23 protein-coding genes are annotated in these 23,564 nt (G+C 44.2%); 4 read left to right on the forward strand and 19 right to left on the reverse strand.

The annotated features are described in order from the left end of the window. Positions 1-81: 81 nt before the first annotated feature. Complete coding sequence (locus AC0VYG_RS12590; protein WP_475428347.1) at positions 82-672, forward strand: Maf family protein; 591 nt, start codon at positions 82-84, stop codon at positions 670-672. 54 nt (positions 673-726) lie between these two features. On the opposite strand, the gene AC0VYG_RS12595 is transcribed toward AC0VYG_RS12590, so the two are convergent. From AC0VYG_RS12595 to dinG, 9 genes are all read right to left on the reverse strand, one after another. Then, a complete protein-coding gene (locus AC0VYG_RS12595) occupies positions 727-1,665 on the reverse strand; it encodes a patatin-like phospholipase family protein (protein ID WP_475428348.1) in 939 nt (312 codons plus the stop codon). A gap of 11 nt (positions 1,666-1,676) precedes the next feature. Continuing rightward, positions 1,677-2,438, reverse strand: coding sequence for a DUF4892 domain-containing protein (locus AC0VYG_RS12600; protein ID WP_475428349.1), 762 nt, complete (start codon positions 2,436-2,438; stop codon positions 1,677-1,679). Between the two features lie 74 nt (positions 2,439-2,512). Next, on the reverse strand, positions 2,513-3,382 hold the full coding sequence (locus AC0VYG_RS12605) for an alpha/beta fold hydrolase (protein ID WP_475428350.1): 870 nt from the start codon (positions 3,380-3,382) through the stop codon (positions 2,513-2,515). Positions 3,383-3,469: 87 nt separating this feature from the next. Beyond that, positions 3,470-3,967, reverse strand: coding sequence for a SixA phosphatase family protein (locus tag AC0VYG_RS12610; RefSeq protein WP_475428351.1), 498 nt, complete (start codon positions 3,965-3,967; stop codon positions 3,470-3,472). Continuing rightward, positions 3,954-4,238, reverse strand: coding sequence for a DUF4389 domain-containing protein (locus AC0VYG_RS12615; protein ID WP_475428352.1), 285 nt, complete (start codon positions 4,236-4,238; stop codon positions 3,954-3,956). The genes AC0VYG_RS12610 and AC0VYG_RS12615 overlap by 14 nt, the downstream gene beginning before the upstream one ends. Continuing rightward, positions 4,231-5,265, reverse strand: a complete 1,035-nt coding sequence (locus AC0VYG_RS12620) for an NAD(P)H-dependent glycerol-3-phosphate dehydrogenase (RefSeq protein ID WP_475428353.1) — start codon at positions 5,263-5,265, stop codon at positions 4,231-4,233. The genes AC0VYG_RS12615 and AC0VYG_RS12620 overlap by 8 nt, the downstream gene beginning before the upstream one ends. Before the next feature lie 124 nt (positions 5,266-5,389). Continuing rightward, positions 5,390-6,811 (reverse strand): protein adenylyltransferase SelO, encoded by a 1,422-nt coding sequence (locus AC0VYG_RS12625; protein ID WP_475428354.1) that lies wholly within the window; start codon positions 6,809-6,811, stop codon positions 5,390-5,392. Between the two features lie 79 nt (positions 6,812-6,890). Continuing rightward, entirely contained in the window at positions 6,891-8,240 is a 1,350-nt protein-coding gene (locus AC0VYG_RS12630; protein WP_475428355.1) for a DEAD/DEAH box helicase, read from the reverse strand. A 138-nt stretch (positions 8,241-8,378) separates the two neighbouring features. Beyond that, positions 8,379-10,502, reverse strand: coding sequence for an ATP-dependent DNA helicase DinG (dinG, locus tag AC0VYG_RS12635; RefSeq protein WP_475428356.1), 2,124 nt, complete (start codon positions 10,500-10,502; stop codon positions 8,379-8,381). A 70-nt stretch (positions 10,503-10,572) separates the two neighbouring features. Between dinG and lexA the strand changes: the two genes are divergently transcribed. Then, complete coding sequence (gene lexA, locus AC0VYG_RS12640) at positions 10,573-11,196, forward strand: transcriptional repressor LexA (RefSeq protein ID WP_475428357.1); 624 nt, start codon at positions 10,573-10,575, stop codon at positions 11,194-11,196. A gap of 124 nt (positions 11,197-11,320) precedes the next feature. Here lexA and AC0VYG_RS12645 read toward each other — a convergent pair whose 3' ends face one another. From AC0VYG_RS12645 to topA, 3 genes are read right to left on the reverse strand one after another with little or no spacing between them, the layout of a single operon-like run. Further along, positions 11,321-11,587 (reverse strand): hypothetical protein, encoded by a 267-nt coding sequence (locus AC0VYG_RS12645; protein ID WP_475428358.1) that lies wholly within the window; start codon positions 11,585-11,587, stop codon positions 11,321-11,323. 2 nt (positions 11,588-11,589) lie between these two features. Next, positions 11,590-12,060 carry a DUF6586 family protein gene (locus AC0VYG_RS12650; protein ID WP_475428359.1) on the reverse strand — a complete coding sequence of 157 codons (471 nt, stop codon included), beginning with the start codon at positions 12,058-12,060 and terminating at the stop codon, positions 11,590-11,592. Continuing rightward, complete coding sequence (topA, locus tag AC0VYG_RS12655) at positions 12,057-14,687, reverse strand: type I DNA topoisomerase (protein WP_475428360.1); 2,631 nt, start codon at positions 14,685-14,687, stop codon at positions 12,057-12,059. The genes AC0VYG_RS12650 and topA overlap by 4 nt, the downstream gene beginning before the upstream one ends. A 189-nt stretch (positions 14,688-14,876) precedes the next feature. Between topA and AC0VYG_RS12660 the strand changes: the two genes are divergently transcribed. Next, positions 14,877-15,671, forward strand: coding sequence for a DNA topoisomerase I (locus AC0VYG_RS12660; protein WP_475428361.1), 795 nt, complete (start codon positions 14,877-14,879; stop codon positions 15,669-15,671). Between the two features lie 84 nt (positions 15,672-15,755). On the opposite strand, the gene AC0VYG_RS12665 is transcribed toward AC0VYG_RS12660, so the two are convergent. Next, positions 15,756-16,241 (reverse strand): hypothetical protein, encoded by a 486-nt coding sequence (locus AC0VYG_RS12665; RefSeq protein WP_475428362.1) that lies wholly within the window; start codon positions 16,239-16,241, stop codon positions 15,756-15,758. Between the two features lie 91 nt (positions 16,242-16,332). On the opposite strand from AC0VYG_RS12665, the gene AC0VYG_RS12670 reads away from it, so the two are divergent. Beyond that, entirely contained in the window at positions 16,333-16,770 is a 438-nt protein-coding gene (locus tag AC0VYG_RS12670) for a universal stress protein (RefSeq protein ID WP_475428363.1), read from the forward strand. A gap of 121 nt (positions 16,771-16,891) precedes the next feature. Here the strand turns inward: AC0VYG_RS12670 and cysS are convergent, their stop codons facing one another. The 6 genes from cysS to AC0VYG_RS12700 form a co-directional block, all read right to left on the reverse strand. Beyond that, the gene (cysS, locus tag AC0VYG_RS12675) at positions 16,892-18,274 is read right to left on the reverse strand and encodes a cysteine--tRNA ligase (RefSeq protein ID WP_475428364.1); all 1,383 of its coding nucleotides are present in this window, start codon (positions 18,272-18,274) and stop codon (positions 16,892-16,894) included. Positions 18,275-18,278: 4 nt separating this feature from the next. Further along, a complete protein-coding gene (locus tag AC0VYG_RS12680; RefSeq protein WP_475428365.1) occupies positions 18,279-19,952 on the reverse strand; it encodes a glutamine--tRNA ligase/YqeY domain fusion protein in 1,674 nt (557 codons plus the stop codon). 148 nt (positions 19,953-20,100) lie between these two features. Beyond that, complete coding sequence (locus AC0VYG_RS12685; protein WP_475428366.1) at positions 20,101-20,421, reverse strand: AzlD domain-containing protein; 321 nt, start codon at positions 20,419-20,421, stop codon at positions 20,101-20,103. Continuing rightward, the gene (locus tag AC0VYG_RS12690; RefSeq protein WP_475428367.1) at positions 20,418-21,104 is read right to left on the reverse strand and encodes an AzlC family ABC transporter permease; all 687 of its coding nucleotides are present in this window, start codon (positions 21,102-21,104) and stop codon (positions 20,418-20,420) included. Before AC0VYG_RS12690 ends, AC0VYG_RS12685 begins: the two co-directional genes overlap by 4 nt. 50 nt (positions 21,105-21,154) lie before the next feature. Continuing rightward, positions 21,155-22,366, reverse strand: coding sequence for an IS256 family transposase (locus tag AC0VYG_RS12695; RefSeq protein WP_475432512.1), 1,212 nt, complete (start codon positions 22,364-22,366; stop codon positions 21,155-21,157). A 106-nt stretch (positions 22,367-22,472) separates the two neighbouring features. Then, positions 22,473-23,444, reverse strand: coding sequence for a bifunctional helix-turn-helix transcriptional regulator/GNAT family N-acetyltransferase (locus AC0VYG_RS12700; protein ID WP_475428368.1), 972 nt, complete (start codon positions 23,442-23,444; stop codon positions 22,473-22,475). Positions 23,445-23,564 lie beyond the last annotated feature (120 nt).

Genomic DNA, 23,564 nt, shown 5'->3' on the forward strand with positions numbered 1-23,564 from the left:
CTTTTTTTTCACTGTTTTTCACTTTCAAGCTGAAAAAAACGTAAAATAACACGCTTCTCTAATCCAACTAGCGATTTTTTTATGACTAAAAAACTCATTCTCGGCTCCTCATCCCCTTATCGCCAAGCCTTATTAAAACGACTCAACTTAACGTTTCAGTGCCGTTCCCCTAACATTGACGAAAGCCCAAAAGAACAGGAAACACCAGAACAATTAGTCAAACGCTTAACTCTTCAAAAAGCACAAGCCGTTTGCCAAGACTTAAACTGCCACGATCATCTTATCATCAGTTCTGATCAAGTTGCCGTATTAGACAATCATATTCTTGGCAAACCGCATACGGCAGAAAATGCCATTGATCAATTATTGCACTTTAGTGGACGAAAAGTCACTTTTTTAACGGGGTTATGTGTTTTAGATTCAGACACAATGACACACTCTTATTCACTCAGTGAATACCATGTGTATTTCCGGGAACTTAGCCGAGAAGAGGTTGCCCGTTATGTTTGTATAGAACAACCCCTAGATTGCGCAGGTAGTTTTAAATGCGAAGGGTTGGGCGTCGCCCTCTTCGAAAAAATGGCAGGTGATGACCCTACCAGCTTAATCGGCCTCCCTTTAATCAATCTCTGTAAAATGCTACGCCAATACGGAGTCTCGCCTTTCTCTTAAAGCATGAGGCTTAAAAACGAGAGACAAGACTCCTAAAGGCACCATACATCCTTGTTATATCCCCTTCGGGAAAGAGAAATGGATGGGGTTTTCAGAGGTAAGTTCCTTCAATGCTTTCATGGTCACCTCGTAACCAAATTCTATCAGTTCAGTGGCTCGCCAGAACTCGTAAAAACCAGAAAGATCTTTAGGAATAGAAATCAATAGATTGGGAGAGTACCCCGCCAGCTTGTACTGAGCCAAAGATTCTTGCATGGTTTCAAACATCATATTAACGGTTTGAATTCGACCCCAACTGGTTGCATTACTTTTGCGAGCCAAGCTTGCTGAGGGAGCTTTCGGCTCCTCCTCATCGGATTTATGACGACCAAACAACCCTTTAAAGGTTAACCACCATTCAGGCGTATTACTCTGCTCAACCAAAGACTCGGAGGTTAATTCTTGCGCGGGGCCATTAAGGTCCACAGCAACCAAATAATCCGCACCAGCCGACACCGTTGGAATGATCGGTAAAGGGTTTAACACCCCCCCATCCACATACACTCGTCCATTCAGTTCAACAGGCGACACAATAGAAGGAATCGCAGAAGAAGCGCGCATTGCATCAATAAGATCTCCTTTTTGGAACCAAAACTCTTTTTGATTGAGAAGATCCACCGCAACAGACGTAAAAGGAATCGGCAACGACTCAATAGTAGGACGACCGATAATATCTTCGATCACCTTAAAAAAACGATCCCCTTTAATATAAGCCCCATTTCGAAATGACATATCCAACATGCGAAGCACTCGCACTTTATCTAAAGAAGTCGACCATTCCGAAAAATCAGATAACCGCCCCGCCGCATACACCCCACCAATGATCGAACCAATAGAACAGCCAGAAACACTGATAATTTCATAACCATGATCTTCAATCGCTTTTATGACACCAATATGTGCATACCCTCTTGCTGCGCCACTGCCCAGCACCAAAGATACAGTTTTCTTCATACTCACAAGCCTTAGGGTAAAATATAAACAAAGGAAACACGATCCTGACCAAGCGACGTTCGCCCCATATCAGCCACGTTAATAAAACGCACTTTGGACTGTAATCTCTCGCCGATTCCTAGCTGTATCTGCTTAATAAACCGATCTCCTCGCGATATAGCACTATAACCCGCTTCTGCCTTACTGGAGACATATCCCACAACATGCTGATTTGGTAATAAATCACTCAAAAAGCGGCGAATTCTTGGAATATCCTGAACATCAAACTGCGCAGCGACTTCAAAATCCGCCTTGCCCGTCGTATTGGTAGAAATATCGCTTACCCATACCATGATGTCGCCTGCACCACGTTGATTAATATACAACACTTGATAATGACCAAGACCATCCTGCAACGACATCAGCATCTGATTGTCATCAGCGCCATACAATAAATACTGCTTAAAAAAGTTATTGGCCCAGGCGTTACTGCTACCACAGTTACGACCATCACATTCAAATAACAGACGCCTATCCCCCTTAAGCATCACGGATTTGTAGTACGCCAATACACTACTTAGGGGCTCATTACGATTAATTTTATACAAGGAGTAGCTACTTTCACCTTTCACCCGAATCACTGATTCTGGCTCCCAGCCCCGACCAGATCGACGAATTTTCCCTAAAGGCACTTCAATTAAAGCGGCTTCCTCAGTACCACTTTTTACGAGCTGAGCCCCTCGGTAAGGCTCAATATTGGATAAATCCGCCAACGCAATGCTACTTACCAACATTGAACATGCGACTATAAATTTCTTAAAATTGACCATGAACCTTACCTGCCAGCTAAATCACCATTGTATTGGTGTTAGTTTTGATCAATGAACTTCCTCACTTCCTCTGCAACCATTGGCGCCGTATCACGCTCCAGATGAAAATGATGACTCCCTTCTAACCATTTAAGTTTAATCCACGGAAATTGAGCAGCGCGAGCATTAACAAATGCCTCACCTTCCCGGTTGGCATACACCCCATCTTTGGCAACTAAGGACAAAGCGGGGCATTTTATTTCTGAAATCAGCGCAGCCACACCGTCTTCGTCCATTCTATAAGGGGATGGAAAAGACAACTTATGATCATGACGCCACCCCCAACGATCATCATCAGTTAGAATCGCCCCACGCTCAACCAACTCATTGGCCGCCTCACGGGACAAACTGGTAAAACCATGCATGCGTGCACTGACCATATCATCCAGAGTCTCGTAGCGGGCAAAGCGACCTTCGCGGTGTTTCGCCATACGCTGAATAGCTCGCTGCAACATAGAAACACGCTCCGAGGGCTTCGCTGTCACAGGCCCCATATTATCCAGCACGATCAAGCCACGTACTTTTTCTGGCGCAATCGCTGCAACAATCATCGCGACAGCACCGCCCATACTATGACCGATCAACCAAGTACTTTGATTTGATAAATTCAGAATGGAAACGACATCTAACGCGTAATCCCAAAGATGGTAAAACGACCCCGCCACACGATGATCCGATAACCCATGCCCAGCAAGATCAATCGAGCTATAAGTAAAACCAGACAAATAAGGAGTAAGACGATTAAAACTGGCGGCATTATCCAACCAACCGTGCAAACACAAAACTTTGACTGCCGAAGGATTGGATGACAACGTCTGCAACCCTGCAATTTTAGTGTGGGCTAGATTAAAAACAACGTCACTCCCCATGAAACCTACTCCTTAAAATAACTTTTACATAACACGGCATTCAAAATTATTTAAGAGGCCTTTTCTTCACCTCTAACGACGAACGTCTTACTGAGAGATAAACCAACGAAATTGACAGCACGCCGTAGCAAAAAGCTCCCCTTCAAGGGCGGCTAATGATGCCGTTCCCATTGAAAAGTCATGTGGCAGCGGCCCATCTGCCAACAAATTAACCAACTGATAAGCAAATGGCTGATGGGTCACTAATAAAATAGACTCATAGGGCTGCTCATTTAGCCATAACGCCACATCCAGTGCCTTGCCACTCGGCGTGATCATTGAGCAAGTTTGCCCCTCCAAAGACGTTCCATTGTCGTCGTTAACTTGATTTAACTCCGTCAAAAAATGCTGCGCTGTTTGTTGAGCTCGAACATATGGGCTAACAAAGACAGCGTCCAACTGTTCACCTTTTTTTCGAAACGCGCCAGCTGTCGCAATGACTTCCTCCACTCCACGTGGCGTCAGTTCGCGAAAAGCATCCTTATCAAAACCATGGGCTTGGGCATTACCATGGCGTAGTACATATAAACGTTTAGTTTTGCTCATCAGTATTCACCTTAGGCCAAGGCTGAAAAGGAAAGGGTTTTTCTTCGTCTTCAAACGATAAAAAGCGACATGATTGACGAATAAATATACTGACGCTTTTCAACCAAGCAGATAACATCTCAGCTTTTGAGGAAGTGAGCAATTTAATAGCGCTAACCACTACTATCAGCCCCCCGAACACTGTCAAAGCGATGTTTAAAATAATCCAATACAACACCATATAAATTAATCGTAACCAGAACCCTTGATCGGTATAGCTTGGTTTAGCCATGTTTCGCCTCCTTATCTGTCGCAAACTCGACATCCCATTTTTGCTCACCTGTCATCATTGAGCCAATTAATGTATCCAGTTTAGCACCATCAAATAAAAGCTTGGACAAGCCCACCGCCAATGGCATATACAATTGATGTTTACTTGCTTCTTCGACCACCATACGCAAAGTGTTCACCCCTTCGGCCACCTCACCAATTTCTTCTACAGCAGAATCAAGGGATTGCCCAGATCCGATCGCAAACCCTACTCGATAATTACGGCTTAATGGAGAAGAACAAGTAGCAATCAAATCCCCCATCCCTGCCAATCCTAAAAAGGTCATCGGGTTTGCACCAAAATGCACGGCAAAACGACTCATTTCCGCCAAGCTTCGCGTCATAATCATTGCCATGGTGTTTTCACCCACTTTGAGCGCCTTCGCTAAACCACACACAATGGCATAAATGTTTTTTAACGCCCCTGCCAACTCAACACCAGTACTGTCAGCGTTCTCATACACACGAAATGTCTTTGATTTCAGCAGTTCAATCACGCGAGAACGAACCTTCTCGTCATCACTGGCAATGACTGACCCAGTGATTTGACCCGACGCAATTTCCTTCGCTAAATTGGGTCCACTTAATACACCAATTTGTTGCGTGACTGGATTGCGACGCAGAATATCACTCATCAGTTCAAAACGATTTGGGTTAAAGCCTTTTGTGGTACTAATAAGCATCTTATCAGCCGTTAACAAAGGTGCGATTCGCTCAACCACTTGCTCAAATGATTTAGAAGGAATTGAAACAAAGATGGTATCACTGTCTTTTATCGCTTGTTCTAAGTTGCTGGTCGCCAATAACTCATGGTGCAGTTCCGCGCCGGGAAGATAACGACTGTTTAAGCCCGTCAAGTTAATCTCTTCCACCTGCTGCTCATTACGCATCCACTGACTCACCTGATGGCCATTATTGGCCATAATATTCGCTAAAGCGGTACCAAAACTGCCGCCACCTAATACACAAACAGAGTGCTTTTTTATCATCCTTTTTCCTACAATTTATACGTTTGCCCCTCTCAGACGCTGGATCTACTTTGCGTTGAGAAAGCCAATAATTATATGTTAAGAAGACCTAGCATGATGTCTTAAAGAGTCCACCCTCCTGTTGTTATGAAGAGCAACTCACTTCTAATGATTTGCCCCAGTCTGGCGCTCTTTGTGCCAGCTTTTCATTCTCCACATGCTCATCAAATGGCGCACTTAAGACCGTCAGTAATCGACGAAAAGGCAAATAATCCCCTTCCTCTGCAGCGACAATGGCTTCATGAGCAAGGTAGTTTCTCAATACATATTTGGGGTTGACTTGTTGCATTTGCAAACTGACTTGTTGCCAATTTTCATTTTCCTGCTCACGAGCTTGCTGGTACTGAGTAAGCCATTGAGACATCCGCTCTCTATCAATAACTTCATCAAGGATTATATGGCGGTTATCAGGCATCAATTTGCTCAATAAACGGAAAAAGATACTATAGTCCATTTTCTCTGCGGCCAATATAGAAAACAAACTCGGCAACAGAGTCTCTAAGCGCTCCGTATCATTAACTCCCATCTTCGCCTTCATCAAACTTTCATAATGAGACTGCAGTTCAGGCTCATAATGCTGCAAAATGGCAATCAATTGTTCACGCTCAAGCAGTCGTGAAAAACAACGCATCAAGCAGTTTAAGTTCCACAAGCCGATACTTGGCTGCCTAGAAAACGCATAGCGCCCTTCATAGTCTGAATGGTTACAAATCCAGTCTGGTTCATAATCTTCCATAAAGCCATATGGCCCATAGTCAATGGTTTCGCCAGTAAAAGAAAAATTATCGGTATTCATGACACCGTGCTGAAATCCAACGGCCTGCCACTTAGCAATCATTCTGGCAGTCCGCTTCACCACTTCAATCAGCATATTTTCAAGTGGCGCATCGGTCGCTAAACACTGCGCATAATAATGCTCGAGACAGTAATCAAGTAACGTCTTGAGCTCATCATCTCTACGTTGGTAAAAGAAAAATTCAAAGTGTCCAAAGCGAATATGTCCTTGCGCCGTACGCAATAACATAGCGCCTTTTTCAGGCGTTTCGCGATACACAGGCTGCTCGCTGTCAAACAAGGCCAGAGCACGGGAAGTAGGAACCGATACCCCATGCATTGCTTCACTCGCCAGATACTCACGAATACAAGAACGCAGCACCGCTCGACCATCGCCACGACGAGAATAAGGCGTCGGCCCCGCCCCCTTCATATGAAGATCCTGCAAGAGCCCGCGATCATCACGCACTTCGCCTAACAGAACCCCTCTGCCATCCCCTAACTGAGGAGAAAAGCCGCCAAACTGATGTCCCGCATAAACCATGCTTAAGGCTTGTTCTATTGGCGTTTCACCATTCAAAATAGACTTGGTTTCAGAGGATTTAATGTCAATAGACAGAGAGTGAGCAAGTTCCTGGTTGAATTCAACCAAGCGCTGCTGAAGAAGTGGCTGGATGCGTGTTTTGGCATAAAATGCCTCACCCAAACCTGCAAAGTGGTGCTCTAAGTTCATAGGTACTCACTTGATGAGCCCATCGCAATATGGCATTCGCTATGCGCATATTTCGATGGGCTTTAATGTAAGAAAAGTATTAAAGTGCCGTATTCACCATATATTCACAACGTATACTTTCGCCCACTACCTTTTCAATTTCAGGAATCAAAAAGGCGTCGTCCTCACTGGCAAAGCTGACCGCTTTACCAGTTTCCCCACCACGACCAGTACGACCAATACGGTGCACATAGTCTTCTGGGTCTTCAGGTAAAGCATAGTTAACAACCAATTCGATGTTATCCACGTGAATACCACGCCCGGCGACATCCGTTGCTACTAATACTTGAATAATGCCTTCTTTGAAGTTTTTCAATGTTTTAACACGTTTATCTTGAGCCACTTCACCTGACAGAATCGCACAATTAATATTCGCTTTTCTGAGCTTTTCATAAAGGTCGCGGGTTTCATCACGACGATTTGCGAAAATAATCGTTCTCTGATTGTTGTTACCTTCAATCAACTGCTGCAGAACAGGCCATTTCTGTTCGGCCTCTACAGTATAAATCACTTGATCAATATTCTGGTTTGTCGCTTCTTTTGGCACCACGGATACTTCTTTCGGAAAGAATGTCCACTGGCGCGCTAAAACCTGTATATCTTTTGGGAAAGTCGCACTAAACAACATTGTTTGGCGCTTTTCTTTATGAGGCGTCATGCGAATGATGCTTTTAACATCTGGAATAAAGCCCATCGATAACATGCGGTCTGCTTCATCTAGCACCAAGCATTCCACCTGATTTAACATAACTTTTTTGCTGCGGGCAAAATCCAGCAAACGTCCAGGCGTCGCGACAAGAATATCCACATTTTCGTTTTCTAAAGCCTGTTTCTGCTTTTCATAGCTCATTCCCCCCACCAAAGAAACCACATTCAAATGGCAATTTGACGCTAACTTCACCGCTTCATCGGCAATTTGTAACGCCAATTCACGGGTTGGGGCGATAATCAAACCGCGGGCAAAGTGATTAGCACGCTTTTCTGTTAGCGGATAGTCCAAAAAGTCACTGATCATGGCGATCAAAAAGGCTGCCGTTTTTCCAGTTCCTGTTTGCGCCTGTCCAATAAGGTCATATCCCTTAATGGTCATCGGCAAGGTTTCTGCTTGAATTTCACTACAGTACTCAAAGCCCATTTCTGAGATGGATTTCAATACACGGTCAGGTAAGTTCAAATCATGAAAACGTAATTTGCCTTCTACTTCTGGCACTTGAAATTGATCGATTGACCACACTGAACCGTTATTTTCCATTTTTTCCGCCACTGAAGAAGCTGTTTGTGCAGGCGCACTGTTCGATTTGCTATTTTTGTTCGGGCGCTTATTAGAACGGCGCGGACGCTTAGGTCTTTGTTTTTTCTCTGGAGCGGAGTCTGTTGTTTGGTTTTCCATATTGGAATCTATATTCTTCTATATTTTTGAATTTATGAAACTTTGCGGGGAGTGTACCTAAATGATAGGTTTTTATCACCCCTTGCGTTACTAAGTTACTGGTTTTCGCACCCCGTCATGGGATAAAAAGATGGAAAGCTATACCATGCGATACGGTGGAAGACTATCAATTAACTGTTGCCCATAGCGCTTTGTCCTGAGGCGCTTATCCAGTATATGAATTTCTCCCGAGTCTTTTTCACTCCGTAACAAACGTCCTGTCGCCTGCACCAAGCGTAAAGACGCATCTGGAATAGTAATTTCCATAAAGGGATTCCCACCACGTTTTTGTATCCATTCAGCCAGCGTTGCCTCAACCGGATCATCCGGTACGGCAAAAGGAATTTTGGCAATGTACACAGAGGTCAAATACTTACCTGGCAAATCCACCCCTTCGGCAAAACTCGCCAAACCAAATAGCAAACTGCCCTTACCCTCATCAATCTTGGCCCGGTGAGAATCCAGAATAACCCGTTTAGACTGCTCTCCTTGAGTTAAAAGGATTTCCTGCAATCCAGCAGCAAGCGATTTAGCAACGTCCTCCATTTGACGACGGGAAGAAAACAGCACTAAACTTCCTTTATCGGTATGAACATTCTTATTCAGGTAAGCCACTATCTCTGCAGTATGTTGATCCACACGATTTGGCTCATGCTCCATATTGGGTACCACCAATAGGCCATTATTCTGAAAATCAAACGGGCTTAACACTCGCAAATATTCACTTTCCCGAGGCACCCCTGAGCGCATATTAAAGCGATGGAATTGATTCAGCGCGGTCAGTGTGGCCGATGTGACCACCGCCCCAAAGCACTTATCCCATAATTGTTGGCGTAACGTATTCGCCGCCAGTATCGGCGAACCACCAAGCTCAACATCCTGCTCCATCCCTTGCCCTATCACCATTAACCAACGTGCATTAGGCGGAAAGTTTTGATCATCAACCGTGGAGTATAGACGCCATAACTCAACACATTGCTCCAAACGACCTAAAATCACCCCTAGAATCGGCTGCCAAGTCTCAGCGGTCTCTGAGGTAATTCCCATCCCCTCATTCTGTTTGGTTTTCTTACATTCATCCTGAATGCTTTCGATATTGTTGAACAGCTTCTGGTAGGAGGTCTGCAAACTATAAGCCAACTGGCGCAACTCGTCAGGTATCACACCAAACTCAAAGCGGTGATGATTATTGTCTTGATCCAACCCCAAACCTTGTATGTAAGGCGCCAACCCTTGTTGAGCATACTGAATAAAATTCACAATGCTCTGAATTTGTTGGGGAATTTTCAGCAACAACTGACCCGTTAAGCTAACGGCATCGGTCAACTCCTGTTTCAAATTCACCAAGTTCTTCTCCAACTGGCGAAGCCAAGTGATACTTTGCTGTAAACGCACTTCATGGCGAAAGTGACTAATGGCTTTATCAGGAAGATGATGGCCTTCGTCGAAGACATAGATGGTTTCTTTTGGCGGTGTAAGAATGGCACCACCACCTAGAGATAAATCAGCTAATACAAGGTCGTGGTTGGCAACAATCACATCGGCGACTTCAATTTCAGCCCGCGCTTTAAAAAACGGACAAGCTGAATAATTGGCACAGTTTCTATTCGTGCATTGTTGGTGATCCGTCGTTAAACGACGCCAATCTTGATCTCGGATCAGCCCTTCCCAATTATCTTTATCGCCGTCCCACTCACCCTTTGATAACGCCACATCCATTTCTTGGTACAACACCGTATTCACGTCATCGGCTTGCAAGTGCTGCTCAAACAACCCTGCAAACATGTCTTCCATACCTTGATCTTCCGAGCTTAAAAAACTCTCAAGATTGTTTAGACAGAGATAGCGGCCACGCCCTTTTGCCAAGGTATATTTAAAGCTTAACTCTGTATGAGCCAACAAATTAGGCAATTCTTTGTGCAAAATTTGTTCTTGCAAAGCAACGGTTGCCGTGGAAATGATTAGTTTCAAGCCTCGGGCTTTGGCTATAGGAATAGCCGCCAAACAATAGGACAGAGTCTTCCCGGTCCCTGTTCCAGCTTCAACAACTGCCACGTGCTTTTCGTCTAGTCGGTTACCTTCACTGTCTTGCTTGATATTCCCCAAGGTACGGGCAATTGCGCCGATCATCTGACGCTGACCAACTCGGGGCTTATGCTGTTTTGCTTCCAAAGAAGCACGGTAAGCAAGATGAATTTGTGTTTTTAGTTCGTCTGAAAGCATTTAAATTATTGAGAATCGTTGGTGATGCTGTATATAATAACAGTTACTGTATAAACAACCAGATGGCCCTATGATTAAATTAACCAAAAGACAATCTGACGTACTAGAAACCATTCGCGAATTTATTAGCGAAACCGGCTTTCCTCCAACACGTGCAGAAATCGCAGGTCGCTTAGGCTTTAAATCGCCTAACGCCGCCGAAGAACACCTGAAGGCCCTTGCCAAAAAAGGCGCCATCAAAATGCTCTCTGGTGCATCCCGAGGCATTCAATTAATTGAAGACCCTGTAGAAGCAGCAAATGACGAAGAGCTTGGCTTGCCCGTCATAGGAAAAGTGGCGGCAGGCTTTCCGATTCTCGCACAAGAAAACATTGCATCACATGTGAGCGTTCCACCTAGCATGTTTTCCCCTAAAGCGGATTACTTTTTGTCTGTTTCCGGCACCAGCATGAAAAATATCGGCATTATGGAAGGAGATCTTCTCGCTGTCCATAAAACCACCACTATTCGTAATGGCCAGATAGTCGTTGCCCGCATTGGCGATGAAGTTACCGTTAAACGCTTCTATCAAAAAGGCAGTCAAGTACGCCTACAACCCGAAAATGAGGAGTTTGACGATATTCTTGTTGATCTGGAAAGCGAAGAATTTGCCATCGAAGGCTTATCTGTCGGCGTCATTAGGCAAACAGTTTGATTTAATGCCTTTGCTAATCCAGCACGTATTCTAATGGATAAAAATTAGGCCAACCTAACCATCCATTAAAATACGAGCAAGAAAAATGCGAAGCCATGGCTTCGCATTTTTTGTTTCATTCTGATCAATGTAAGATTTTAGGGCGCATATCCATGTCTTCCAAATACTCAGCGTCATCCCCAAACGCTGACTCGTCAGAATATACAAAGTCTATGCCTGCATGGAACATGCACTTAGCTAATTCAAAATACCTTTCTTTCAAATACGACTTCGTCGTATCGGAAATGACCAAGGTAGCCAGCGGTTCCACACTCTCTCCGTCTTCACTTGCTGGTCTCAATACAATATCGCCATTATCGAGTTCAACAATCTCTAGATAAGATTCTTTCATAATTAATACTCTGATGATTCTTCTCTAAAACGCAACACCAACTCAACAAGCTTTGACAAGTACAAACCAACTGAAGCACCGGCATCCGATCCTTTACCAATTATATTGTCCGAACTCATACCAGAAAACGACGTATAGTGACATTCCAACTGAGCAATGAATGCTTGCTCTAATTGATTCAGCCAAGAGTGGGGTTGTAAAGCAAGATCCGATAACTCACTCAATGTGGGAACCACAACTCCTGTCTCTTTCGCTGCATGTTGTAATTTCAATATATCCAATTCTGATTTCAGACTATAAGCCGTTTTGATCTCTTGTAGCAAACCGTTCAAAGCACTGCGAAGGTGAAACAAAGACGCCCCTTCTAATCCAGCGAGCAACCAAGACTCTTCGCACTGCTGGCTTTGCTGCAAAAAACGTCGTGCTGCGTCTAACTTCTGATTGGTAACGCTTGCTTGACTCGCGTTACTCATTTCTTTTTCTTACCCTCTTCAACAACCCATTTACTACCAACATAATACGCTTTCCAGCCCGTTGGTTTGCCTTCTTCTTCGGTCATCACATACTGCTCTTTCGTTTTGCGACTGTAGCGAATCACCGTAGGACGCCCCTCATTATCCTTAACGGGCGCCGTTTTGAAAAAGTGATATTTAGGATCAATTTGATCCATAAACGGAAGCAGCTCTTTCACTAATGGCGCACGCGTTTCTCGTTTACGAGGAAACTGACTGGCTGCCAGAAATAAACCGGTTGCTCCATCACGCAATACATAATGGTCATCGACTTTGTCACAAGCCAAATCTGGCATGGGAACAGGATCCATTTTTGGTGGCGCTGCCTCACCATTTTTCAATAGCTTACGAGTATTTTTACATTCTTCGTTTGTACACCCAAAGTATTTCCCAAAGCGACCCGTTTTAAGCTGCATTTCGGAGCCACACTTATCACACTCTAGAACAGGGCCATCGTAACCTTTGATTTTAAAGGATCCCTTCTCTACTTCGTACCCAGAACAGGCCGGATTATTACCACAAACATGCAGTTTGCGATGCTCATCCATCAAATAGCTGTCCATGGCCGAACCACAAATTTTACAGCGGCGTTTGCCGATTAAGGCTTTAGATTCCCCTTCCTCATCATCAACGGCAATCGCTTCATCACCACGAACCAGGTTAATCGTGGCCTTACAACGTTCTTTAGGTGGTAACGAGTAACCTGAACAAGACAAGAATACCCCCGTACTCGCTGTACGGATTTGCATGGGACGAGAGCAAGTCGGACACTCAATATCAGTCGGTGTCGGCTCGTTTGGCATCATCCCTTCATCCGGTGATTCCGCTTTGGATAACATACCACTGAAATCTTTATAAAACGCATTCAACGTTTTAATCCAATCTTTCTTACCTTCCGCGATATCATCCAGCTGCTCTTCCATTTCAGCAGTAAAGCTAAAATTCATTAAAGAATGGAAGCTATCCACTAAGCGTTCGGTAACTATATCCCCCATTTTTTCCGCGTAAAAACGACGATTTTCAACCCGTACATAACCACGATCTTGAATCGTTGAAATAATGGAAGCGTAGGTAGAAGGGCGTCCAATACCTCGTTTTTCCAACTCTTTTACCAAACTGGCTTCGCTAAAGCGGGCAATAGGCTTAGTAAAATGCTGCTCCGGCAACAAAGAGTCAAGCGCCAAGGTTTCCCCTTGAGCCACATCTGGTAGGATATTGTCTTCGCCCTTTTTCGCGAACGACTGCATGGCTCGAGTGTAACCATCAAAACGCAAAATACGCCCTTTGGCTTTAAATTCGTATTCGCCGCTCGTTACCGTAACAGAGGTAGAGGTATACAAAGCCGGTGTCATTTGACACGCCATAAATTGACTACGAATTAAGTCATAGAGACGATGGGAGTCTTTTTCCATGCCTTGCAGATCATCAGGTCGTACATTCACATCCGATGGACGGATGGCTTCATGGGCTTCTTGTGCCCCCTCTTTACTGCTGTAACGTAGTGGCTCTTTCGGTAAATATTTATCACCAAAGTTCGATAAAATATATTCTCGTAACGCTTCAACCGCCTCCACACTCAAGTTGGTCGAATCCGTACGCATGTATGTGATGTAACCCGCTTCGTATAAGCGCTGGGCGAGCATCATGGTTTTCTTCACACCAAACCCTAAGCGCGTGCTCGCGGCTTGTTGTAACGTCGAGGTGATAAAGGGTGCAGAAGGCTTACTGCTGGTCGGCCTATCTTCGCGATTGCTAACCTGATAATTCGCGCCATCCAATCGAGCCACATGGGCATCAGACTCTGCCTTACTAACTGGACGATACTCTTTGCCTTGGTACTTTACCGCATCAAACTTAATGGTCTCTTTAGTCGGCGTTTTCAGTAACGCTTGCAACTCCCAGTACTCTTCTGGAACAAAGGCACGAATCTCTTTTTCTCGTTCAACAATCAAGCGAACAGCAACGGACTGAACACGCCCAGCAGATAAACCACGAGCCACTTTTGCCCATAGCAAAGGCGACACCATAAAGCCCACCACACGGTCTAAGAAACGACGCGCTTGCTGTGCATTAACACGGTTAATATCGAGCTCAGAGGGCGTTTCAAACGCTGCTTGAATGGCTTTTTTAGTGATCTCATTAAAGACCACTCGTTTGTAGCGATTGTCATCACCACCTATGGCTTCTCGCAAATGCCACGCAATGGCCTCTCCTTCTCTATCCAAATCCGTCGCCAGATAGATCTGATCGGCATTCTTGGCTAAGCGTTTTAGCTCATCAACCACTTTCTCTTTGCCGGGCAGCACTTCATAATGGGCTTCCCAGTCATTTTCAGGGTCAATGCCCATACGAGCAATAAGCTGCTGTTGTGATTTACGACGCTTATACTCCGCCTTTTCTTCCGGGCTCATCTTGCGCGTCAAAGCCGCTTGCTTAGCACGTTCTTGAGGCGTTGACTTCGCTGTCGTACCAGAAGGCAAATCGCGAATGTGACCCACACTCGACTTAACAACAAAGTCATTGCCTAGGTATTTATTGATGGTTTTCGCCTTAGCTGGCGATTCCACGATAACCAGTGATTTTCCCATTGAACTGTATAAGCCTTCTTTTTGAGTACGTCTGCAAATATTTGTTTTGCGTAAATTAGTCTTCGGGGCGCTGATATTAAGCAAACACCTTTTATATGACAAGCGATCACTGTATTGTTTCGCATATTATCGCTTGCTGAACTGAGTATTTCTTATTTAACATACTGAATTCATTGCTCAAGGACAATCATGGCAACACTTCAAATTCTCACCATTGCTTTTTTAATGATCATAGTCGTTCTGTCTGTTGTCATTGGTTCGCGCGCCCAACAGAAAGAAAAAGAGTTAACAGAACGTCGTTTTAAACAATTACAACTTGCCAATCGAGCAGATCGTGCCGAATACCATTTGCGAGGTATAAAAGATATTAATACGGATACCATCGTGAGCGATGTGCTTTACGATTATTATCTAGACACACTTCGCGAACTTTTACAATATTCTGACGATCCAGAAAAAGTAGAAATACGCATTGCCAAAGCAGAAGAAGATCGTAATGCATTACCTGTTGAATTTAACCCTGAGCCGGAAGCGCTTAGCTTTCAACAAAAGGCCAATTACAAAGAACGCCTGACGAAAACAGCCAAAATGTTACTTTTTCTTCGTCGTCGAGGTCGCATTAGCAACTCTCATTACAAATTATGCTATGACTACCTTCGCTGGCTGAATTTATGGGTCCAGTTAAACCGACAAATGGTGCAAGCCAATAAAAACTTTAATGGCGGCGATTTACGTGTCGCTCAGACCCTCTATGGTGTTATTTTATCCCATATCAAGTCCGACTCCATTGAGCGACCAGAAAAAAAAGCACTACAGAATTACGTTATGGATAAAATGAAGCGCATTATGCAACCTAAGCTAGACGCTATTAAGGATGCCGAAAATCCAGAAGAAGTGTTAAGCAAACTGATTCAAAACATTGAATCAAACAATGATGTGGCCAACATGATCAATAACCAACTGGATGCTGACGGCCACACTTAACTCAGCATTAAGCATTAAGTGTGCTGTCTTTTCGAGCAAGATCATATGCGAACTTGCTCGAAAAAGTCCAGACTTAAGTCTTGTTTAAATCAGGGAAGGCTTTGACAAAGAATGAGCCAGTTTCGCAATCAGTTTGACCGTATCCTCATCCCCTTTCTCCTCATCCCAGTAAACTGACACCCCATCTTTATTGACCTTAATGGCGGTTGCCAAACCGGACAATGCCAGCAAATCCTGCTTATTCTGATCCGTCAAATTCAACTCTTTACTCATCCACCAGCCAGGCTCAACAGGAAGGTATTTCCATACTTCATAAGTGATCAACCAAAGGTCTTCTTCAATCAAATCAAATGGTTTATCTCGAAATAAGCAATAAGCATAAAATTTCTGCATGTCTTTTGACTTATCCCACTTGTCAGGTAGCCCGATTGATGTAAGCTGGACAGTAAGTTTTAATTGTCTCGCATTCATCCGCAACTCTCCCAAACGACGCTCTCGTTTGCTAGGGAGAATCCATGAGGCAGCCCCTATAATGGATAATGTAATAAAAATAATGATCGCTAATTTCATATACTTTGCTCGTTACATATAGACTAAAATAAATAGAAACTGATATTCGCATTTAAGCACTTAAAATCAGCACCCAAACTGGAGGTATCCTATGCTGTACAAAAAAATACTACTTGCCATAGATTTAACTGACGAGAGCATTAAAGTCGCCAACAAAGCAGCCGAACTGTCTAAGGCCATGGGAGCCGAACTCATCATTGTACACGTTATTGAGTCTCTCAATTACGCCTATGGAGGCGATGTCCCGATTGACATCACAGATATACAAAATCAACTTAAAGACACAGCAAAAGAACGCATGTCAGTCTTGGAAAGCCAAATCGATGTACCAGTGAAAGAAACCTGTGTCACTCAGGGTGGCATCGAAAGCGAAATCCACCGTATTGCAGAGGAAAAAGAAGTCGACGTTATTGTTGTTGGTAGTCACGGGCGTCATGGCTTAGCTCTTTTACTAGGCTCGACCGCTAATGGCGTACTTCACGGTGCACCATGTGATGTGTTGGCAGTTCGCGTTCACCGTAGCGAATAATATTTCCAACCAACCACACTTGGGTTGCTCCCAGTAAAAAGGCGATGCTAATAAAAAACATCGCCTTTTTATCTAACATCGCCTTTTTATCTATCAGATATCACAAAAAAGCATCAAACCACTAATGGCGTGTCCACGTTGTCCCTTCGCGACTATCCAACAGCTCAATGCCTTGTCGTGCTAACTCATCACGAATCTCATCACTGCGAGCAAAGTTTTTATCTTTGCGGGCTTGTGCACGTTCATCGATCAAAGCTTGTATTGCGGCCTCATCTAACCCTTCTGAAACAGTACTGTTTTGTAAGAAATACTCAGGATCCTGACCAAGCAGCCCAAGCAAATCCGCTAATGCTCGTAATTCCGCCGCTAACTTAGGTGCCATTGTCGGCGCTTCCGTTTTGGCTTTATTCAATTCACGCACCAACTCAAACAAAACAGAAACCGCCACCGCCGTATTAAAATCGTCTTTCATCGCACTTTCAAAGCGCTCAGTGAACTCTGTCGGCTCGTAAGAGTTAGCAACCGATTGCTGACGCAGCGCTGTGTAAAGGCGTTCCAGTGCCACTTTTGCTTCCTGCAAACTTTGATCCGAATAATCAATTGGGCTGCGGTATTGGCTCGACACCATTAAGTAGCGAATAACTTCTGGATTAAATTTTGCTAACACATCGCGAACCGTGAAGAAATTACCCAATGACTTAGACATTTTCTCATTGTTCACACGCACGGCGCCACAATGCATCCAGTAGTTAACATAATCCTTACCCGTCGCGGCTTCAGACTGAGCAATTTCGTTTTCATGGTGAGGAAATTTAAGGTCAGGTCCGCCCCCATGGATATCAAAATGACTGCCAAGGCAACTCGTTGACATGGCAGAACATTCAATATGCCAACCAGGACGACCTTTCCCCCATGGAGAATCCCAAGCAACCTCACCTTCTTTAGCGGACTTCCACAAAACAAAATCGGCAGGATGCTCTTTCGCTGCCTCCACTTCAATACGAGCACCGGCCAGCATATCTTCAAGCTTACGATTGTTTAGCTTTCCGTAATCTTTGAATTTAGCCGCACGATAGTACACGTCACCGGAAGCACCCTGATAAGCAAAACCTTTCTCAACTAAGACGCTTACCATATCAATGATTTCTTGCATGAACTCTGTGGCTTTGGGCTCACGATCAGGCATTTTATTTCCCAATGCCAGCTCATCTTCACGCTGAGCCGCAATCATGCGTTCAGTCAATGCCTGAGTCGACTCATTATTCTCTTCCGCACGCTTGATAATCTTGTCATCGACATCCGTAATATTACGAATATAGGTCAAATCATAACCAAGGTGACGAATAAAACGTGAGATAACATCAAAGGAAATCATCGCACGAGCATGCCCAATGTGACAGAAGTCATACACGGTATTGCCACAGACATACATACCGACTTTACCTTCGACAATGGGTTTGAAAATTTCTTTTTTGCCCGTTAGGGTATTATAAATCTTCAACATGCTCTTACTTTCCTTTTGCTTCGATTTTCGCCCAAGAATCACGTAACGTTACAGTACGGTTAAAGACCATACCCTCTTCTTTCAAATCGCGACAAAAATACCCTTCACGCTCGAACTGAAAACCTTGACCTTTCTGCGCAGAAACAAGAGACGGTTCCACTTTTGCGTTAGTTAATACGGTCAATGACTCAGGGTTGATAAAATCTAAAAAGCTTTTGTCTTCATAATTTGCATCGGGGGCCTCATTAATAAACAAACGGTCGTACAAATTCACCGTTGCATCAACAGCGTGTTTTGCACTCACCCAATGAATCACCCCTTTTGGTTTATAGCCTTCCGGATTCACCCCTAGGGTGTTCTCATCGTAGCGACATAGCAGCTCAACCACCTCACCCGCTTCGTTTTTGATGGCCTCATCACAGGTGATCACATAACCACCACGCAGACGAACCGCACCATCCAACGTTAAGCGTTTCCACTTGCGAGGGGGCACTTCCGCAAAGTCCGCTGCATCAATATACAAATTTTTGCTGAACGGCACCTCGCGAGTACCAGCTTCTTCATTTTTCGGATGATTACTAACCGTGAAGATTTCTTCTTTGTCTTCTGGGTAGTTGGTTAACGTTACCTTGATGGGATTCAAAACCGCCATAGCACGGTTAGCATTCGCATCCAAATCTTCACGAATCGCGTGTTCAAGCATACCTACATCGACCACACTGTCCGATTTAGTCACCCCAATGCGCTCACAGAAATTACGAATAGATTGAGCTGTATAACCACGGCGACGAAGGCCAGAAATCGTTGGCATACGAGGGTCATCCCAACCGTTCACATGCTTCTCATCCACCAGTTGTTTGAGCTTACGTTTACTGGTCACGGTGTAGTTCAAATTCAACCGAGCAAATTCGATTTGCTGAGGATGAACTGTTTTTAGGGTTTCCAACACCCAATCATATAATGGACGATGGTCTTGGAATTCCAATGTGCAAATGGAGTGCGTCACCCCTTCGATGGCATCCGACAAGCAATGAGTAAAATCGTACATTGGATAAACGCACCACTTATCACCGGTCTGATGGTGATGAACGTGGCGAACACGATAAATAATCGGATCACGAAGATTAATGTTTGGGCTGGCCATATCAATTTTGGCTCGCAACACCACTTCGCCATCTTTGTATTTACCGTTTTTCATGTCCATGAAAATGGCCATGTTTTCTTCCACGGTACGATCACGGTACGGGCTGTTTTTACCCGGCTCTTTCAAAGTGCCACGGTATTCACGCATTTGCTCGCCATTCAACTCACAAGCGTAAGCTTTACCCGCTTGTACAAGCTGAACCGCATAATCAAACAGCTGGTCAAAATAATGAGAGGCAAATTTGGGCTGATCTTTCCACTCAAAACCCAACCACTCGACATCGTGCTTAATGGACTCAATGTACTCAACACTCTCTTTTTCAGGGTTGGTATCGTCAAAACGTAGATTACATTGCCCATTATAACGTTGCGCTACGCCGAAGTTCAGACAGATAGATTTAGCATGACCAATGTGTAAATAGCCATTTGGCTCAGGTGGGAAGCGAGTCAACACCTTGCCTCCATGTTTTCCTGATTCGTTATCTTTATCAATGATTTGGGTAATGAAATTACCTGGTTTTGACGTTTCTGACATGTTTGATGTAAGTCCCGATTAATATTCGTCTAACAATAATTGTTACTTTGATCGGCAAGTATATATTATTTAGGTTTACCTTGGATATTGAGCATAAAATCTTTTTGTCTGTTTTTCTGCTGATAATTTGTTGATGGCCCGTTCTTTCTTACCAATATTTCGCCATAAAAAACACCAACACCCCAACCACAATGGTCAGCAGCTGGTGCTGACGCCAAATCCCCACAATAAACGCCGCGATGGCTCCTAACAGCCAAGGATTGTCCAGCGAAATATCTAGATGCTTGTTTGGCATCAGGGTCATGGGTGTGATAATCGCAGTCAACACAGCCACAGGCACAAACTTCAATGATTTCTCAACAAAAGCAGGCATAACAACCTTATCTGCTCGCGCAAACAAGACAAAACGCACTCCAAAGGTCACTATAAACATACCAGCAATAATCAAAACAGAATCGGGCAATATCATGATTCCACCTCTTGAACATCGTTATCGTTTTTTGACGCAGGCTTCATCACAGCATCCGCAACAACCCCCATCAAAACACCAATCAATGCGGACACCAGCAACCCCAAATTATTAGGCAAACCCGATAATATAATGGAAGATCCCCCTGCACAGACAAGACACAGCCAAAACGACTTGTGCTTTAAATAAGGGGTAATAATGCCAATAAAAGTCGCCACCATGGCGAACTCTAATCCCCAGTCACTCATTCCAGGAATTAACTCACCAGATAAAACGCCCAGCAACGTGGTCAGATTCCACATGACATAAAACGATAAAAAAGACCCCAGATACACTTTATACCCTGTGGCTTCGTTAACGGACCCCATAGAATACATTGGTCGCACTGCCGCATAAGTCTCATCAATGAGTCCAAAGCCCATAATAAAGCGCATGGGTAGGGGCAAATGACGAACAAATTTCACCATGTCCGCGGCATACAAGAGGTGGCGTAGATTAACGATAAAAGTCGTTGAAACAATGACCCAGATAGGCGCGTGTAGGGCAATTAACCCAAGAGCAACAAACTGAGCAGACCCTGCAAACACAATAGCCGACATAGCAATAGCAAACCAAGGACTCAAACCATGACTGGATGCTAGAGAACCAAATAACAAGCCAAACGGTATACCTCCGACAATCATGGGAATGGAAGCAACAAAAGACCCTGTAACAGATTCTGTGTAACTGCCATTTAGTTAAGGTGCTTTTCGAGACGCTCCTCGAACTCAATAATAAATCGACTCATTGCTTGGCGCCAGTTCTGAATTGGCATCGTCCATTTCTTACTGGCTTCTTTAATGGCAAGGTATACCATTTTCCTCGCAGAATCATCGCTTGGGAAGACTTTACGTTTTTTAATGGCTCTACGGATAACACTGTTCAGGGACTCAATCGCATTCGTTGTGTAGATCGCTTTTCGGATATCGTCAGGGTAATTAAACAACGTATTGAGGTGATGCCAGTGATTGCGCCATGATTTGGTAATTTGCGGGTATTGATCGTCCCAGATGTCGCCGAAACGATCTAACTCTAGCAAGGCTTCTTCTTCCGTTGCGGAGCGGTAAACTTGCTTTAAATCCGCCGTCACTGCTTTATAGTCTTTCCATGATACATATTTCAATGAGTTGCGTACCATGTGTACGATGCACAGTTGGATGTTAGTTTGTGGGAAAACAGCATTGATGGCTTCTGGGAAGCCTTTTAGACCATCAACACAAGCGATGAGAATATCTTCTACGCCGCGCTGCTGAAGCTCAGTGAGGACGTTGAGCCAGAACTTCGCACCTTCGTTCTCCGCAATCCACATGCCCATGAGTTCTTTATGACCTTCAGTGTTGATACCGAGTGCCAAGAAGATCGATTTATTGATGACGCGTTTATCTTGGCGGATTTTCAACACAATACAATCAAGATACACAATGGGGTAGATGGCATCCAAAGGGCGTGCTTGCCATTCAGTCACTTGCTCAATGACCGCATTGGTAACGCGTGATACCAGTGTTGGAGATATCTCGGCACCATACCATTCATCGAAGGCATTGACGATGTCTCGGGTACTCATGCCTTGCGCATAGAGCCACAGGATTTTATCGTCCATAGAAGTGAATCGGGATTGGTGTTTTTTGACCAGCTTGGGTTCAAAAGAGCCTTCTCGGTCACGAGGCGTATCCAGTTCAAACTCACCATCTTCCGTCTTAATACGCTTGCTATTCTTGCCATTACGACTATTGGTTGAGGTGGACTTTTGATGTCTCTCGTAACCCAGATGGTCATCCATTTCTGCATTCAATGCCGCTTCAACGGTAATCTTCTTCAGCATTTGGCTAAATTCGTTGAGATCCTCAGGCGTTTTAATTCCCTTGGCGGCTTCTTTTGCGAACGCTTCAAGTTCTTTTTTGTTCATTTGCATCTACCTATCCTTAATTCTTAATAGAATATGTTGTGGTAGGCAGTTACACAAAATTAGTTACAGTCTCCAACAAAACCACGGCGCATTTCCTTAAAGGTACTCATATGTGATCACCCAATGATTTTTCCATATAGACATTCGCCCTTTCATATGGAGAAGAGTAAGGAAAGGCTTTTTCCACAAAGCCGTTTTTGTCGTAGAGTCGTCGTGCCGCCGTCAAACAAGACGCAGTCTCTAACGTCAACTTAGACAGATGATTCTGCTCAGCAAACTCAAACACTTGAGACAATAACTGTTGGGCAACCCCCCTTCCTTGGCAATGTTCCGCCACGCCTAATTTACATACCTCACCGCTGTGCTTGTTACTGGATGAAGTGTCATGGGATGGCACAAAGGCTATGGCGCCAACAACAGAGTCGAATGTTGGCGTCTTTCTAATGGCAACCCAAACCCTACCGCCTTTATCAATAATTTCTCGTTGCGGATGACTCAGCAGTTCATGGTCCTTCTCGGTTATCTGGTCAGGAAAATAGCGTTTTAACCATGCCATATTAAGGTCATAAAAGGCTCGCTCATGTTTTTTTGCAAGCGGCACAATCGTAATGGCTCCCAAACGATCCATGACTTTATCCGCAAGACTTCCACTAAAGAGTTGTTTCTCTAGTTCAGATAACCCCTCCATAAAGTGGCTACTTGAAAAATTCGTCATATTTTCTATGACCACTTTCATTTCTTCTAAAATCGGCTCCACCCGATGCATTGCCTGGATGCCATGTTCTGATAGCCTCAATAAAGAGCGTCGCTGGTCTTGTGCATCAAGGGTTTTCTCAAGCAAACACTCCTTTGTCATTTTGGTAACTTGCTTGCTGACAGCCGGATGGCTGAGCCTTAGCCTTTCAGCAATTTCAACGACAGATAGCTCCCCTATATGCTGTAACAAGCGAAGAATCGGAAAATACGTTGACGATATAGGAATATCACACTGCAAATAAATCGATTGAACCTCACTAAACAGGTCATCACTTAGCCTTTTTAGACGACTCCCCAAGGTTAATACACCAAATTGCTCCACTTTCCCCTCCAGTGCATAGACGACATGATGGACTTGGCATCACATTAAAAAATACGTAACCAGTTACATAAATAACTTATCTTAACTCTGACTCTTTTTCAATACCCGCTTTTTTCAATT

This window comes from Marinomonas sp. 63XJN7_7_ISO-PGPR-S23-202 (genome assembly GCF_056173505.1).

Bases quoted from the DNA above. Each gene is read 5' to 3' on its own strand.
- AC0VYG_RS12590 (WP_475428347.1), top strand. From the start codon at position 82: ATGACTAAAAAACTCATTCTCGGCTCCTCATCCCCTTATCGCCAAGCC.
- AC0VYG_RS12595 (WP_475428348.1), bottom strand. From the start codon at position 1,665: ATGAAGAAAACTGTATCTTTGGTGCTGGGCAGTGGCGCAGCAAGAGGG.
- AC0VYG_RS12600 (WP_475428349.1), bottom strand. From the start codon at position 2,438: ATGTTGGTAAGTAGCATTGCGTTGGCGGATTTATCCAATATTGAGCCT.
- AC0VYG_RS12605 (WP_475428350.1), bottom strand. From the start codon at position 3,382: ATGGGGAGTGACGTTGTTTTTAATCTAGCCCACACTAAAATTGCAGGG.
- AC0VYG_RS12610 (WP_475428351.1), bottom strand. From the start codon at position 3,967: ATGAGCAAAACTAAACGTTTATATGTACTACGCCATGGTAATGCCCAA.
- AC0VYG_RS12615 (WP_475428352.1), bottom strand. From the start codon at position 4,238: ATGGCTAAACCAAGCTATACCGATCAAGGGTTCTGGTTACGATTAATT.
- AC0VYG_RS12620 (WP_475428353.1), bottom strand. From the start codon at position 5,265: ATGATAAAAAAGCACTCTGTTTGTGTATTAGGTGGCGGCAGTTTTGGT.
- AC0VYG_RS12625 (WP_475428354.1), bottom strand. From the start codon at position 6,811: ATGAACTTAGAGCACCACTTTGCAGGTTTGGGTGAGGCATTTTATGCC.
- AC0VYG_RS12630 (WP_475428355.1), bottom strand. From the start codon at position 8,240: ATGGAAAACCAAACAACAGACTCCGCTCCAGAGAAAAAACAAAGACCT.
- dinG (WP_475428356.1), bottom strand. From the start codon at position 10,502: ATGCTTTCAGACGAACTAAAAACACAAATTCATCTTGCTTACCGTGCT.
- lexA (WP_475428357.1), top strand. From the start codon at position 10,573: ATGATTAAATTAACCAAAAGACAATCTGACGTACTAGAAACCATTCGC.
- AC0VYG_RS12645 (WP_475428358.1), bottom strand. From the start codon at position 11,587: ATGAAAGAATCTTATCTAGAGATTGTTGAACTCGATAATGGCGATATT.
- AC0VYG_RS12650 (WP_475428359.1), bottom strand. From the start codon at position 12,060: ATGAGTAACGCGAGTCAAGCAAGCGTTACCAATCAGAAGTTAGACGCA.
- topA (WP_475428360.1), bottom strand. From the start codon at position 14,687: ATGGGAAAATCACTGGTTATCGTGGAATCGCCAGCTAAGGCGAAAACC.
- AC0VYG_RS12660 (WP_475428361.1), top strand. From the start codon at position 14,877: ATGGCAACACTTCAAATTCTCACCATTGCTTTTTTAATGATCATAGTC.
- AC0VYG_RS12665 (WP_475428362.1), bottom strand. From the start codon at position 16,241: ATGAAATTAGCGATCATTATTTTTATTACATTATCCATTATAGGGGCT.
- AC0VYG_RS12670 (WP_475428363.1), top strand. From the start codon at position 16,333: ATGCTGTACAAAAAAATACTACTTGCCATAGATTTAACTGACGAGAGC.
- cysS (WP_475428364.1), bottom strand. From the start codon at position 18,274: ATGTTGAAGATTTATAATACCCTAACGGGCAAAAAAGAAATTTTCAAA.
- AC0VYG_RS12680 (WP_475428365.1), bottom strand. From the start codon at position 19,952: ATGTCAGAAACGTCAAAACCAGGTAATTTCATTACCCAAATCATTGAT.
- AC0VYG_RS12685 (WP_475428366.1), bottom strand. From the start codon at position 20,421: ATGATATTGCCCGATTCTGTTTTGATTATTGCTGGTATGTTTATAGTG.
- AC0VYG_RS12690 (WP_475428367.1), bottom strand. From the start codon at position 21,104: ATGATTGTCGGAGGTATACCGTTTGGCTTGTTATTTGGTTCTCTAGCA.
- AC0VYG_RS12695 (WP_475432512.1), bottom strand. From the start codon at position 22,366: ATGAACAAAAAAGAACTTGAAGCGTTCGCAAAAGAAGCCGCCAAGGGA.